Origin of the sequence: Candidatus Pelagadaptatus aseana, assembly GCF_040362265.1 — a bacterium.
GTDB lineage: Bacteria > Pseudomonadota > Gammaproteobacteria > Pseudomonadales > Cellvibrionaceae > Pelagadaptatus > Pelagadaptatus aseana.
In genome coordinates, this window is sequence record NZ_BAABNJ010000013.1 from 1 (window position 1) to 14,376 (window position 14,376).

Consider the following 14,376-nt stretch of genomic DNA (forward strand, 5'->3'; position numbering starts at 1 on the left):
CCAATGGTGCCCACGTTTACGTGGGGTTTACTACGTTCAAATTGTTCTTTTGCCATTGCAAGGGCCTCCTCAATTTAGAGCTTTTAGGGCACCAAGCCCTTTGTACACAAACACAAAAAAACGCCGCAAAGAACCAAGCTTTACGGCAAGAAAAACTGGAGCTCTTGAGCGGATTTGAACCGCTGACCTCACCCTTACCAAGGGTGTGCTCTACCAACTGAGCTACAAGAGCTTAACTCTTTACTCTCCAACTTCCTCAAGCAAAGAATTTGGAGCGGGTAGCGGGAATCGAACCCGCATCATCAGCTTGGAAGGCTGAGGTTCTACCACTAAACTATACCCGCTAAAACTGTTGGGCCATTAGTGAACCAGCTCTCCAGCAAAGCTGACTCTACCCATGTCAAACCGCATAAAAGCAAGCGTTTCGACTTGAATAATGGTGCAGGGGGGTGGATTCGAACCACCGAAGCTTTCGCGTCAGATTTACAGTCTGATCCCTTTGGCCACTCGGGAACCCCTGCGAAACGAGGCGCGTATTCTCCGCCTCGATCGCCTTTCTGTCAATCAAAAAAACAGAAAAACTTTAAAAAATGGAGCTGGCGAGAGGAGTCGAACCCCCGACCGGCTGATTACAAGTCAGCTGCTCTACCAACTGAGCTACGCCAGCTCTAAACACTTGAAAAACCTGAAATAAATCAGCCATGTCTCAAGTGGAGGCGCGATTCTAGAGAAAGTTTTAACGGGACGCAACAGTTGAACAGAATTTTTGTTACAACTTCTCTCCGAAGCCGCAACCGGGTCATTCCAAGCCCGCCCCAAAGCAGGGACCCACGGTATCAAAGCTTTAAACTCATTCAGCCGCAGGGCAAAAATTTTGCAGCAACTCCACCCCATCTTCCGGGTTAAGTAACTCCAACCACAATTCTTCATCCGCTTTGGCAGCTTCTTCCGGCTGCAACACCAGCCAAATTTCCTCAAAGCTGCGCTCCGCCGCCTTTATTTCTGCAGTGAAGCCCAATTCTGCAATTTCCAGCTGTCGAAGCTCGGCCTCATCACGGGTAGGATAAATACCAAAAGAAATCCCATTCTCCAGCTCACCACGCGGGATAATGTAGCTATCCACCCCTTTCGCCTGAAACTCATATAGCCTGCGCAAGGCAGCCTTGCGAGACAGCTGCGCCTCCTGATAGACCCAGAATCCCTCCTGTCCAGGTACTTCAACCTGCTCAACACTCGCCGCAATATCAAGCGACAACAAGCGCTCCGAAAAATATTCCGCAGGTAAAAACTCCTTAAAAGGACCAACCAGTGTACAGAGCGACTGACCATCCTGGTCCTCAGACTCAGTCATTCTCAGCCTGTCTTTGGCAGCCAGCATCGCCTGCAGCTCTGACTCCTGCAACTCGGACAAAAGCACCAAAGACTCACCAAGATCAATATCGGATGACTCCTGATTAGAAGGCTCCACGAATTCAGCATCACCAACAGACAGATAAGCAACACCAAAATAAGCCAGGTTCGCCAACACCAGAGTCAGAAAAATCCATCTCACAACTCACCCCCGAGAACCATCATTTCGCCAAAGAAATCAATTTTGAGCACGCCAAACCTTCCATCACCAAATCCAAAACCAAAACCACCTGACCACCAACACCTTCCACAGCACTCAAATCTCGAGCAACATCAGACGCATCACCACCAGTAAGCAACACAACCGGCGAATCGCCCGCTTCATTTCGACCAATCATTTCCAGAAAGAGCTTTTCAATTAATCCCAACACCATCTGCATGGCACCACGATTAACCGCCTCTTCGGTATTGCGACCTGGCAGCAGCGAATCAATTTCTGCACAAGTCACTTTGACCCGACTGGTATCGCGATACAGTGCCTCAACCATCAACCGTAAGCCGGGAACGATATAACCACCCCGGTGCTCGCCACCCTCAAGACAATCCACAGTAACTGCACTGCCACAATCGACTATCAACGCATTATCATAGCCACGCGCTCTGGCAGCTAACACCGCAAGCCAGCGATCAACACCCAAACGGGAAACATCCTCATAACCACAAGTCACACCGGCCGCCTCACTGGACACAACGGCAAAACCCGGATCAATACCAAAGCCCGTCTTAAACCGTGAAGCGAGTAAAGATGACAATTCTGGTGCAGCAACCGAAGCCACCCGGACACAAGCAAAACTCAACCCACTGAGCTGACTTATCAACTCATCCACCACCTGCTCATCAGTCAAGCCAAGGCGCAGAACAACACCGGCATGGGAAGGCAAGCGCCACTTGAGACGTGTATTGCCAATATCAATATCCAAAGCCGCCATCAAACAGACCTTAAAGAAACTTCACCGCCACTGTAAACGCGCTCTTCACCAGACACATCCAACCTGAGCGCCCCAGTCTCGGTAACCCCCAGAGCAACACCGGCTACCGACTCATTAACCCCGAAAGCCAACTCCACTGAAGCTCCCGCATGCACATGGTGTGATTCCCATTCATCTTTATACTGGGAAAAACCCACAACGGAAAAACCGGACAAGACCGGCAATAAGTGATTAAACAAACTGACCGCAAACTGATTACGGGAAACACCGGGCACAATCGTCGCCACATCCACCCAGGGCTGATCAATCGACTGCACAACCCCTTCAGACAACGACATATTGACACCAAGTCCCACAACAACCTGGCAAACACCGGAGGGATCTCCGGTCATTTCGAGCAGTACGCCAGCGAGTTTTTTGCCTCGCCAGAGCACATCATTTGGCCACTTGAGGCCAATTTCAGTAGCACCCACCTCTTCCAGAGCACGCACCAAAGCGACACCTACCGCCAGACTCAACCCTTCAAGCGCAGCCGCACCTTCTTTAAATTCAACAACAACAGAAAGATAAAGGCTTTGCCCGAACGGACTGACCCATTGGCGACCGCGCCGCCCCCGGCCCGCAGTTTGATACTCCGCCAGACACAGATAACCGTGACCGCTACCTTCAACCACCTTCTGCATAGCCCGGGAATTGGTTGAATCCACCGTCTGCAACACATCCATCTGCTTGATAAAAGCGCTGGCAGCCGGTCTCAATCCCTGAGTAATAACATCGGCATCCAACAATTCGACACCACCGGGAATGCGATAACCCTTACCTTTAACCGACTCCAGCTGAAGCCCTAGGCCTTCAAGCTTCTGCAAGTGCTTCCAAACGGCCGTGCGACTGACACCCAACAATTCACCGAGCGCTTCACCAGAGTGAAACTCCCCATCGGCCATCTGTCCCAGCAGCAACTCCACACTCATTTTGTCAGCTCTCCCAACAAGCTTGATAAGTCATCGCGCAAGCGCTGAATCAGTCTTTCATCCATCGAACGGGTTTCCACCTCACAACTAACCCAAGCTAATACCTTGGGCCGAAGCGCCAGCCCCGCCTCTGTCAGATACAGCAGCACCTTACGCTCATCCACATCATCGCGCTGACGCCTCACCAGATCGGCAGCCTCCATGCGCTTTAAAAGAGGCGTAAGAGTACCGGAATCAAGATACAAACGCTCCCCCAACCTCTTAACCGATACATCCTTCTCCTCATCATCCCACCACTCCCAAAGAACCATCAAAACCAGATACTGCGGATAGGTAATACCCAAAGCCTGCAACATGGGCTGATAAGCCTTGGTCATAGCACGGGATGTCGCATAGAGACGGAAACATAACTGCTCGTCGAGATAGAGCGCCTGATTATCCATGAAAAACTCCAAACATTACTTACAACTTACCCCCGAACTTACAACAAACCCTCTACTGCAGAAGCAAGACTGGCCGGCTTGTCTTTGGGAGCAAAACGCTTAACTACTTTACCGTCACGCCCCACCAGAAACTTGGTAAAATTCCACTTCACCGACTTACTGCCCAAAAGGCCCGGCGCCTCTTCTTTGAGGTAATTATAAAGCGGTGCGGCATCATCTCCATTAACTTCAATCTTTTCAAACAGCGGAAAGGTCACACCAAAGTTCAATTCACAGAAACCACTAATTTCCTCACTATCGCCTGGCTCCTGCTTACCAAATTGATTACAAGGAAAACCCAACACTTCCAGGCCCTGATCCTTGTACTCCTGATACAAAGCCTCCAACCCCTTGTACTGGGGCGTAAAGCCGCACTTACTGGCCGTATTTACAATCAACAGAACCTTATCTTTGTATGCGTCCATAGACACATCTTCACCAGAAATATTCTTTACAGAAAAGTCATACACAGTGCTCATTACGGGAATCTCCACAGACTATTGAATTTTGAAAAACTATATTGCGCACAACTGAATTTAACGAACTAACCACCGAATGACAAGCGCTATTTTGGCAGCGCTCATAAAAAAAGCCGCACAAGTCACCCTGCGCGGCTCTTTAAAGCGGACAAAAAACCGAAATCAGATGTGCTTTACATCATCAATTTCGTATTCAACCTCACCGCCCGGCGTGCGGATAACCGCCACATCACCGATTTCTTTGCCAATCAGGCCACGAGCAATGGGTGAATTAACAGAGATTTTATTGCTCTTCACATCCGCCTCGTCATCACCAACGATTTGGTAGGTCACTGTGTCATCGGTCTCGATATTGACGATATCCACGGTCGTACCAAAGATCACCTTATCGCCAGCCGGAATCTGGGTGATATCAATAATCTGGGCGCTGGCCAGTTTGCCTTCAATTTCCTGAATGCGACCTTCACAGAAACCCTGCTGCTCGCGGGCAGCGTGGTATTCAGCATTCTCTTTCAGATCACCGTGCTCACGAGCCTCGGCAATTGCCTGAACAATACGCGGGCGATCCACCTTCTTCAGGCGCTCCAACTCCTCACGCAGCGCCTCGGCACCGCCAACCGTCATAGGGACTTTATTCACTAGCTGATTCTCCCGTGCAGATCCTGCAGACGACGAACTTCTTTCTGCTCACCAAAGCGCAGCGCCATGCACACCGCTTCAGCACCAAAGATGGTCGTGGTGTAGTAAACGCGATGGTTTTCCGCGCTGCGACGAATGGAGGCAGAATCCTTAATGGCCTTCTTGCCTTCGGTGGTGTTGATCACCATGGAGATTTCGTCATTTTTAATCATATCCACAATGTGGGGACGACCTTCTTCAACCTTATTGACCGCCTGAACCTCCAGACCAGCATCAACCAAAGCCTTGGCCGTACCACGGGTAGCCACCAGCTCAAAACCCAGATCAACCAGCTCGCGGGCCACACCCACAGAACCATCTTTATCAAAATCACGGACGCTGATAAACACCTTGCCGGAGGTCGGGATTGGATCACTGGCACCCAGCTGAGCCTTGGCGTAAGCCTCGCCAAAGACATCACCCACACCCATTACCTCACCGGTGGACTTCATCTCAGGCCCAAGAATCGGGTCAACCGCAGGGAACTTATTGAATGGGAATACCGCTTCTTTCACAGAGTAGTAGTCCGGGATAATTTCCTTGGTAAAGCCCTGCTCTTTCAGACTCTTACCCGCCTGAACGCGCGCAGCCACTTTGGCCAGAGACACACCAATACACTTGGAGACGAAAGGCACAGTACGGGAACCACGGGGGTTCACCTCGATCACATAGATCTCCCCACCCTGATAGGCCAGCTGAACATTCATCAAACCAACCACGCCCAGCTCAATGGCCATCTTGCGCACCTGGGCACGCATTTCATTCTGAACATCTTCCGGCAGAGAGTACGGCGGCAGAGAACAGGCCGAGTCACCGGAGTGAACACCACACTGTTCAATGTGCTGCATGATCGCACCGATCACCACATCTTCACCGTCACTGACCGCATCAATATCCACCTCAATGGCAGAATTGAGGAAGTGATCGAGCAATACCGGCGCATCGTCAGAGACCTGCACCGCTTCTTTCATATAGGTACGCAGTTCGTCTTCTTTGTGCACGATTTCCATGGCGCGGCCACCCAATACATAGGATGGACGCACAACCAGCGGATAACCCACTTTAGTGGCTTCGCTTACCGCTTCTTCGGTGGAGCGCACAATGGCGTTGGAAGGCTGCTTCAGACCCAGACGATTCAGCATCTGCTGGAAACGCTCACGATCTTCGGCGCGGTCAATCGCCTCAGGGCTGGTACCAATAATCGGCACACCTTCGGCCTCCAGGGCACGGGCCAGCTTCAATGGCGTCTGACCACCGAACTGCACAATCACACCCTTGGGTTTTTCCTTGCGGACAATTTCCAGCACGTCTTCCAGAGTCACCGGCTCAAAGAACAGGCGATCGGACGTATCGTAATCGGTAGAAACGGTTTCAGGGTTACAGTTAACCATGATGGTTTCATAGCCGTCGTCACGACAAGCCAATGCCGCGTGGACACAACAGTAATCAAACTCGATACCCTGACCAATGCGGTTAGGACCACCACCCAACACCATGATTTTTTCACGGTCGGACGGGTTGGCCTCACACTCTTCCTCATAGGTTGAGTACATATAAGCCGTGGAAGTAGAGAACTCAGCCGCACAGGTATCTACCCGCTTGTAGACCGGGAACACTTCCAGCTTGGAGCGGTGATCGCGAATCTGCTTCTCACTGACACCCAGCAAATCACCCAGACGACGATCCGAGAAACCTTTGCGCTTCATACGGAACATCAGATCGGCATCCACTTCGGACAACGGCAGCTCTTTCAGCTGAGCTTCAGCTTTAACAATGTCTTCGATCTGCACCAGGAACCACGGATCAATGGCGGAAACCTCAAAGGCCTCTTCAACGCTCATGCCGGCACGGAAAGCATCGGCCACATACCAGATGCGCTCGGCACCCGGCGTGGACAGATCGCGACGAATGCGCGCCATGGAATCTTCATCGGTCAGATCCACAATGGGCTCAAAACCGGCAGAACCCACTTCCAGACCACGCAGCGCTTTCTGCATGGACTCCTGGAAAGTACGACCAATGGCCATCACCTCACCCACAGACTTCATCTGAGTGGTCAGGCGGGCATCGGCATCACCGAATTTTTCAAAGGTGAAACGTGGAATCTTGGTCACCACGTAATCGATGGACGGCTCGAAAGACGCCGGAGTCGCACCACCGGTAATGTCGTTTTGTAGCTCATCGAGGGTATAACCCACCGCCAACTTGGCGGCGATCTTGGCGATCGGAAAGCCGGTGGCCTTGGAAGCCAGCGCGGAAGAACGAGACACACGTGGGTTCATCTCGATCACGACCAAGCGACCATTTTCCGGGTTCACCGCAAACTGCACGTTGGAACCGCCGGTCTCAACACCGATTTCACGCAACACCGCCAGCGAGGCGTTGCGCATGATCTGCAATTCTTTGTCGGTCAGCGTCTGGGCAGGCGCCACGGTAATGGAGTCACCGGTGTGCACACCCATTGGGTCAAAGTTCTCAATGGAACAGACGATGATGCAGTTGTCGTTCTTATCGCGAACAACTTCCATCTCGTACTCTTTCCAGCCCAACAGAGATTCGTCAATCAGCAGCTCATTGGTCGGTGACAGATCCAGACCACGGGCGCAGATCTCTTCAAACTCTTCCCAGTTGTAAGCAATACCACCACCGGAACCACCCATGGTGAAAGACGGGCGAATAATCACAGGGAAGCCAAACTGCTTGGGCACTTCGCGGGCTTCGTCCATGGTGTGAACGATTTCGGCGCGGGCACACTCCAGACCAATCTTCTTCATGGCCTTATCGAAGGCGTCGCGATCCTCTGCCTTGTAAATGGCTTCTTGATTGGCACCAATCAGCTCAACGTCGTACTTTTCCAGCACGCCGTTATCGTGCAGAGCCAGCGCACAGTTCAGAGCCGTCTGACCACCCATGGTGGGCAGCACCGCATCCGGGCGCTCTTTTTCGATAATTTTGGCAACGGTCTGCCACTCGATCGGCTCAATGTAGGTGGCATCCGCCATGGCCGGATCGGTCATGATGGTTGCCGGATTGGAATTCACCAGAATTACCCGGAACCCCTCTTCGCGCAGCGCCTTACAGGCCTGGGCACCGGAGTAGTCAAATTCACAGGCCTGACCGATCACAATCGGTCCGGCACCCAAAATCAGGATGCTTTGAATGTCTGTTCTTTTTGGCATTTTGAACTCTTTTAAGCGTTAAATTTTAAAATACTGGTTCGGGCGAGCGTCGGTTAACGCGCTTCCATCAATTCCACAAAGTGATCAAACAGTGGCGCCGCATCGTGTGGACCAGGACTGGCTTCCGGGTGACCCTGGAAACTGAATGCTGGCTTATCCGTGCGGTGAATGCCCTGCAGAGAACCATCAAACAGAGACTTATGAGTCGCTTTCAGGTTGGCTGGCAGGCTACTTTCATCTACCGCAAAGCCGTGATTCTGGCTGGTGATCATCACCACATCGCGATCCAGATCTTTCACTGGGTGGTTGCCACCGTGGTGACCGAATTTCATTTTGACTGTTTTCGCGCCGGATGCCAGAGCCAACAACTGATGCCCCAGACAAATACCGAATACCGGGATATCGGTTTCAAGAATTTCTTTAATCGCAGCGATGGCGTAATCGCAAGGCTCCGGATCACCGGGACCATTGGACAGAAACACACCGTCGGGATTCATGGCCAACACATCGGCAGCCGGGGTCTTGGCCGGCACAACGGTCAGATCGCAACCGCGATCCACCAGCATGCGCAGAATATTGCGCTTGGCACCAAAATCGTAGGCAACCACTTTAAACTTGTCACCGGCAGGCTTGCTGTGACCTTCGCCCAGAGTCCAGCTACCCTCTTCCCACTTATAAGCCTCAGCCGTGGTCACTTCTTTAGCCAGATCCATGCCTTTCAGACCGGCAAACCCCTTGGCTGCCTCCAGCGCCTGAGCCTCATCAACCTCACCGGCCATAATGCAGCCGTTCTGGGCCCCTTTGTCGCGCAGGATACGGGTCAGGCGGCGGGTATCAATATCGGCAATGCCAAGGATATTGTGCTGCTTGAGATAGTCATCCAGTGATTGGGTATTGCGGAAGTTGCTGGCCAACAGCGGCAGATCGCGGATCACCAGGCCCTTGGCCCAGATTTTTCCACACTCCTCATCTTCGGCGTTAGTTCCAACGCTACCAATGTGGGGGTAAGTCAGGGTGACAATCTGTTCAGCGTAAGAAGGATCAGTCAGAATTTCCTGATAACCGGTGATGGAGGTATTGAACACCACCTCACCCGTTGAAATACCATCAGCACCAATGGCGGTTCCACGAAATACACTGCCATCTTCGAGAACCAAAATTGCGGGACGGTGAGCACCTGTAGTCAAGTCAGCCTCCTAAATAAACAAGCCCGGCATACTGCCGTTAGCCACGGATCAGCAACCTCAAGCGGGTTGCGTTTGTATTTTCAGTAGACCGAGGGGCACTGCCGCGCATTTCTGCACGCTTCTATAGGAAGTAGTGTGTATATAAAGGTGGAATGCCCGGCCTTTAGCTGCAAAAAAGCGAGATGCAACCTATTGTTCCATCTCGCTTTTCTTATATGCGCCTGCAAGTTTAGTTCAACTTTCTTGACCCGGCTCGATCTGAGGGCGGATTGTACGCTAATTCAGGCGCAACTGTCCAATTGTTAATCGCCCCAAATCGGTGCTCTTGACGGCTTATTTCAGGCCTAAAACATCCTGCATATCGAACAGACCTTGGTCTTTTCTTGCAAGCCACGCTGCAGCGCGAACGGCACCGCGAGCAAAGGACATACGACTCGAGGCCTTGTGGGAGATTTCAACCCGCTCACCATCGGCCATAAACATCACAGTATGATCGCCCACCACATCACCACCGCGCACGGTAGCAAAACCAATGGTTTCACGCTGCCGCGCACCGGTTTGACCTTCGCGACCATAGATAGCCACTTCTCGCAGGTTGCGATCGACACCTTCAGCAACCGCCTCACCCATGGCCAGAGCCGTACCGGAAGGTGCATCTACCTTGTGACGGTGGTGCGCTTCGTAGATCTCAATATCGTAATCATCACCCAGAATTTCCGCCGCCTGCTTCAGCAGCTTGAGGGTCACATTCACACCGGTACTGAAATTGGCCGCTTTACACAAAGCCGTCTCCGACTGATTGGCGAACAACTCAACCTCTTCTTCCGGAGTGAACCCGGTGGTGCCGATCACAATCTTTTTGCCCGCAGCAGCACAGGCTTTGGCATTGGCCAGAGTTGCCACTGGCGCCGTAAAGTCGATCAACACATCAAACTGATCAATGACATCAGCGATATCGCCAGCAATGGCCACACCATTCTTACCCAGACCAGCCAGCTCACCAGCATCGGCGCCAACCAGAGAACTGTCCGGGCGCTCCAATGCCACAGCCAACTCAACACCCTCAGCATTGGCCACCGCCTCGATCAGGGTTTTACCCATACGGCCGGCTGCGCCGGTTACTGCAACTTTTACCATCGTTTGCTATCCGTCGTTACAATTTCATATCACCAAAGAAATTCTTCATACCCTCAAACCAACTGCTTTGCTTGGGCGAATTCTTGTCGCCATTCATGCTGGCCTTCAACTCCTTCAGCAATTCTTTCTGCTTATTGCTCAGGTTTACCGGAGTCTCCACGATAACACGACACATCAGATCACCGGCACTGCCACCTCGAACCGGGGTAACCCCCTTGCCACGCAGACGGAACAGCTTACCGGTTTGTGTTTCAGAAGGCACCTTGAGCTTGACGCGACCATCCAGTGTCGGCACATCTAACTCACCACCCAGTGCCGCATCGACAAAACTGATGGGAACTTCACAATAGAGGTTCTTACCATCGCGCTGAAAGATCGGATGATCCTGCACCGACACCTGCACATACAGATCGCCCGACGGGCCACCATCAGCACCCGCTTCACCTTCACCAGCCAGGCGAATGCGATCACCGGTATCCACACCGGCAGGCACTTTAACGGAGAGGGTTTTGGTTTCTTCAATACGCCCCTGACCATGACAATCCGTACAGGGATCGGAAATAATCGTGCCCTTGCCTCGACAGTTAGGACAGGTCTGCTGCACAGAGAAGAAGCCCTGCTGCATACGTACCTGACCAACACCACCACAGGTGGTACAGGTCACAGGACTGGTACCCGGCTTGGCACCGGAACCATCACAGGTCCCACAACCCACCAGTGTCGGCACACGAATTTTTACGGAAGTCCCTTTAACGGCATCTTCCAGGCTCAAATCCAGGGTGTAGCGCAGATCGGCACCACGTGAAGGGCCTCCACGACCACGCTGGCCACCGCCTCCGCCGCCGAAGATATCGCCAAACACGTCACCAAAGATATCGCTGAAGCTGCCAAAGCCCTGACCGCCTCCACCCATGCCACCCTGCCCCTCAACGCCGGCATGACCAAACTGGTCATAGGCTGCACGCTTTTGAGAATCGGACAGAACTTCGTAGGCCTCGCTGGCCTCTTTGAATTTTTCTTCCGCCTCTTTATCGTCGGGATTTCTATCCGGGTGGAACTTCATGGCCACACGGCGATAGGCCTTCTTCAGATCCTTTTCCGAGACGTCCTTTGCGACGCCAAGAATTTCGTAATAATCACGCTTTGACATGGGAATTTCTTCTATCCGTTAACCTACAAGGGTCGAAGCAGCTGAGCTACTCCGACCCCATCGTAAAACTCATAACAAGCGAACTGAAAACTTACTTGTTATCGTCTTCTTTAACTTCTTCGAACTCAGCGTCAACTACGCCTTCTTCGGCTTCCGGTGCAGCCTGCTCGGCACCTTCAGCGCCGGCCTGCTGCTGAGCGGCCTGTTCGGCGTAGAGTTTCTGAGCCAGAGAACCGGAAGCTTCAGTCAGCTTGGTAGTCGCCGCTTCCATTTTCTCTTTGTCGTCACCCTTAACCGCTTCTTCAGCTTCAGCCAGAGCTGCTTCGATAGCAGATTTCTCTTCAGCCGTCGCCTTGTCGCCAGCCTCTTCCAGAGTTTTCTTGGTTGCACCAATCAAACCATCCAGAGTGTTACGGGCAGTAACCAGCTCTTCGAAAGCCTTGTCCGCTTCAGCGTTGGCCTCAGCGTCACGTACCATACTCTCAATCTCATCATCGCTCAGACCGGAGGAGGCCTTGATCACGATAGACTGCTCTTTGCCGGTAGCCTTGTCTTTAGCGCTAACGTTCAGGATACCGTTGGCATCAATATCAAAAGTCACTTCAACCTGAGGCATACCGCGAGGCGCAGGAGGAATATCCGCCAGATCAAAACGACCCAGAGATTTATTCTGTGCCGCCTGCTTACGCTCACCCTGAACCACGTGAATGGTTACCGCCGTCTGATTGTCTTCAGCGGTGGAGAACACCTGAGATTTCTTGGTTGGGATGGTGGTATTCTTCTCAATCAAAGGAGTAGCCACGCCACCCATGGTCTCAATACCCAGAGTCAGAGGCGAAACATCCAGCAGCAGTACGTCTTTTACGTCGCCCGCCAGAACCGCACCCTGAATCGCAGCACCCATGGCTACCGCTTCGTCCGGGTTAACGTCTTTGCGCGGCTCTTTACCAAAGAACTCGGCAACGCGCTCCTGAACCATAGGCATACGGGTTTGACCACCCACCAGAATCACGTCATCAATCTCGCTCACAGACAGATCAGCATCCGCCAGTGCGGTTTTCATCGGCTCCAGAGAGCGAACTACCAGCTCCTCAACCAGAGATTCCAGCTTGGCGCGAGTCAGTTTTACAACCAAATGCTTGGGACCAGAGGCATCAGCGGTAATGTATGGCAGATTCACTTCGGTCTGCTGGGCAGAAGACAGCTCAATCTTGGCTTTTTCAGCGGCTTCCTTCAGACGCTGCAGAGCCAGAGGATCGTTGTGCAGATCAATGCCATTTTCTTTCTTGAATTCATCCGCCAGATACTCGATCAGACGCAGGTCGAAATCTTCACCACCCAGGAAGGTGTCACCGTTGGTAGACAACACTTCAAACTGGTGCTCACCGTCTACGTCAGCAATCTCAATAATGGAGATATCGAAAGTACCACCACCCAGATCGTAAACCGCGATGGTGTGGTCGCCCTTGGCTTTGTCCATACCGTAAGCCAGTGCCGCAGCGGTTGGCTCATTGATGATGCGCTTCACATCCAGACCGGCAATCTTACCGGCGTCTTTGGTGGCCTGACGCTGGGAATCGTTAAAGTAGGCAGGAACGGTAATTACCGCTTCGGTTACGCCCTCACCCAGATAGTCTTCGGCAGTTTTCTTCATCTTCTTCAGAACTTCTGCAGAAACCTGAGGTGGTGCCTTCTGGTCGCCCTTGGCTTCTACCCAGGCATCACCGTTATCGGCAGCCACAATGCTGTATGGCACCATGGAAATGTCTTTCTGCACCACATCATCGGTAAACTTACGACCGATCAAACGCTTAACCGCAAACAGGGTGTTGGTTGGGTTGGTGACAGATTGGCGCTTGGCGCTCTGACCCACCAGAATTTCGTTATCGTCGGTAAATGCAACGATGGATGGGGTGGTGCGATCACCCTCGGCGTTTTCAATAACCTTGGCGGAACCGCCTTCCAGTACAGACACACAAGAGTTGGTGGTGCCCAGATCAATACCAATAATCTTACCCATCGGGAAAATCTCCAAAAATCTAAAATCTATTTGTCTCAACGACATTCAAAGTCAGGTGAACTCGATCAAATAACCGGTTAACTCAATCTTTACCAACCGGCTATTTTCTGTTCAGTTGGTTGCTATATTGGCGCGAAAAAAACTTTTTCAACCCCGCAATAACAACTTATTTCGTGCAGTTATTCAGGCTGGTGCCTTCGACACAACAACCATTGCCGGACGCACCAGGCGACCGTGCAGGGTGTACCCCTTCTGAAACACATTCAAAACCGTATTGGGCTCGGCGTCGGGGCTCTCCACCATGGTCATAGCCTGGTGCAATTGCGGATCAAACGGCTCGCCTACGGGGTTCAGTTGCTCCACCTTGTGGCGCGCCAGAGTGTCCACAAAAGACTTCAACGTTAGCTCGATGCCTTCCAGCACGGGCTTCAAGGCTTCATTTTCAGCGTCTACCGCTTCAATGGCCCGCTCAAGATTGTCCACCACCGGCAACAGGTCATTGACCAGTTTTTCCTGACCAAACTTGTGTGCCTTCTCGACGTCCTGCTCGGCACGACGACGGGCATTCTGCGCCTCCGCCTGAGCCCGGACAGATTGGTCCTGAGCTTCAGCCAACTGTGCAGTCAAGCTTTCAATTTCAGCCTGTACAGCATCAACCGTCGGGCTTTCGGTGGTTTCTTCTACCTGCTGTTCATCAACAGAGGCTTCGGTTTCAGGTTGTGTTGGTTGCTCGTCAGACACGCGCTTCTCCGTT

Annotated in this window: 11 protein-coding genes, 4 tRNA genes and 1 pseudogene; all 16 read right to left on the bottom strand. The window is 52.2% G+C overall.

Annotated features, from left to right (window positions below):
• Positions 1–156: 156 nt before the first annotated feature.
• Positions 157–232: transfer RNA gene (locus ACPXV9_RS15305), tRNA-Thr, on the bottom strand.
• A gap of 38 nt (positions 233–270) precedes the next feature.
• Positions 271–344 (bottom strand) — tRNA-Gly (locus ACPXV9_RS15310).
• Between the two features lie 93 nt (positions 345–437).
• Positions 438–521 (bottom strand) — tRNA-Tyr (locus tag ACPXV9_RS15315).
• Positions 522–591: 70 nt separating this feature from the next.
• Positions 592–667, bottom strand: a tRNA-Thr gene (locus ACPXV9_RS15320).
• A gap of 183 nt (positions 668–850) precedes the next feature.
• Positions 851–1,552: a hypothetical protein gene (locus ACPXV9_RS15325; protein ID WP_423898876.1), complete on the bottom strand. Its 702-nt coding sequence runs from the start codon at positions 1,550–1,552 to the stop codon at positions 851–853.
• Positions 1,553–1,571: 19 nt separating this feature from the next.
• Positions 1,572–2,339, bottom strand: a complete 768-nt coding sequence (locus ACPXV9_RS15330) for a type III pantothenate kinase (RefSeq protein WP_423898879.1) — start codon at positions 2,337–2,339, stop codon at positions 1,572–1,574.
• Positions 2,339–3,310 (bottom strand): bifunctional biotin--[acetyl-CoA-carboxylase] ligase/biotin operon repressor BirA, encoded by a 972-nt coding sequence (gene birA, locus ACPXV9_RS15335; RefSeq protein WP_423898881.1) that lies wholly within the window; start codon positions 3,308–3,310, stop codon positions 2,339–2,341. Before birA ends, ACPXV9_RS15330 begins: the two co-directional genes overlap by 1 nt.
• On the bottom strand, positions 3,307–3,753 hold the full coding sequence (locus tag ACPXV9_RS15340; protein ID WP_423898884.1) for a MarR family winged helix-turn-helix transcriptional regulator: 447 nt from the start codon (positions 3,751–3,753) through the stop codon (positions 3,307–3,309). Before ACPXV9_RS15340 ends, birA begins: the two co-directional genes overlap by 4 nt.
• 38 nt (positions 3,754–3,791) lie before the next feature.
• Positions 3,792–4,271 carry a glutathione peroxidase gene (locus tag ACPXV9_RS15345; RefSeq protein ID WP_423898887.1) on the bottom strand — a complete coding sequence of 160 codons (480 nt, stop codon included), beginning with the start codon at positions 4,269–4,271 and terminating at the stop codon, positions 3,792–3,794.
• Between the two features lie 162 nt (positions 4,272–4,433).
• Positions 4,434–4,910, bottom strand: a complete 477-nt coding sequence (greA, locus tag ACPXV9_RS15350; RefSeq protein ID WP_423898889.1) for a transcription elongation factor GreA — start codon at positions 4,908–4,910, stop codon at positions 4,434–4,436.
• The gene (carB, locus tag ACPXV9_RS15355) at positions 4,910–8,128 is read right to left on the bottom strand and encodes a carbamoyl-phosphate synthase large subunit (RefSeq protein WP_423898891.1); all 3,219 of its coding nucleotides are present in this window, start codon (positions 8,126–8,128) and stop codon (positions 4,910–4,912) included. The genes greA and carB overlap by 1 nt, the downstream gene beginning before the upstream one ends.
• Before the next feature lie 53 nt (positions 8,129–8,181).
• Positions 8,182–9,315: a glutamine-hydrolyzing carbamoyl-phosphate synthase small subunit gene (gene carA / locus ACPXV9_RS15360; protein ID WP_423898893.1), complete on the bottom strand. Its 1,134-nt coding sequence runs from the start codon at positions 9,313–9,315 to the stop codon at positions 8,182–8,184.
• A gap of 333 nt (positions 9,316–9,648) precedes the next feature.
• Entirely contained in the window at positions 9,649–10,452 is an 804-nt protein-coding gene (gene dapB / locus ACPXV9_RS15365; protein WP_423898896.1) for a 4-hydroxy-tetrahydrodipicolinate reductase, read from the bottom strand.
• Between the two features lie 16 nt (positions 10,453–10,468).
• Complete coding sequence (gene dnaJ, locus ACPXV9_RS15370; RefSeq protein ID WP_423898899.1) at positions 10,469–11,602, bottom strand: molecular chaperone DnaJ; 1,134 nt, start codon at positions 11,600–11,602, stop codon at positions 10,469–10,471.
• Between the two features lie 91 nt (positions 11,603–11,693).
• A complete protein-coding gene (gene dnaK / locus ACPXV9_RS15375) occupies positions 11,694–13,622 on the bottom strand; it encodes a molecular chaperone DnaK (protein ID WP_423898902.1) in 1,929 nt (642 codons plus the stop codon).
• A 183-nt stretch (positions 13,623–13,805) separates the two neighbouring features.
• A pseudogene (gene grpE / locus ACPXV9_RS15380) lies at positions 13,806–14,366 on the bottom strand (nucleotide exchange factor GrpE); the annotation flags it as partial.
• Positions 14,367–14,376 lie beyond the last annotated feature (10 nt).

What these genes read in the sequence shown, in the direction of transcription:
- ACPXV9_RS15330 (WP_423898879.1), bottom strand. Translation starts at nt 2,339, where the DNA reads ATGGCGGCTTTGGATATTGATATTGGCAATACACGTCTCAAGTGGCGC.
- birA (WP_423898881.1), bottom strand. Translation starts at nt 3,310, where the DNA reads ATGAGTGTGGAGTTGCTGCTGGGACAGATGGCCGATGGGGAGTTTCAC.
- ACPXV9_RS15340 (WP_423898884.1), bottom strand. Translation starts at nt 3,753, where the DNA reads ATGGATAATCAGGCGCTCTATCTCGACGAGCAGTTATGTTTCCGTCTC.
- ACPXV9_RS15345 (WP_423898887.1), bottom strand. Translation starts at nt 4,271, where the DNA reads ATGAGCACTGTGTATGACTTTTCTGTAAAGAATATTTCTGGTGAAGAT.
- carB (WP_423898891.1), bottom strand. Translation starts at nt 8,128, where the DNA reads ATGCCAAAAAGAACAGACATTCAAAGCATCCTGATTTTGGGTGCCGGA.
- dapB (WP_423898896.1), bottom strand. Translation starts at nt 10,452, where the DNA reads ATGGTAAAAGTTGCAGTAACCGGCGCAGCCGGCCGTATGGGTAAAACC.
- dnaJ (WP_423898899.1), bottom strand. Translation starts at nt 11,602, where the DNA reads ATGTCAAAGCGTGATTATTACGAAATTCTTGGCGTCGCAAAGGACGTC.
- dnaK (WP_423898902.1), bottom strand. Translation starts at nt 13,622, where the DNA reads ATGGGTAAGATTATTGGTATTGATCTGGGCACCACCAACTCTTGTGTG.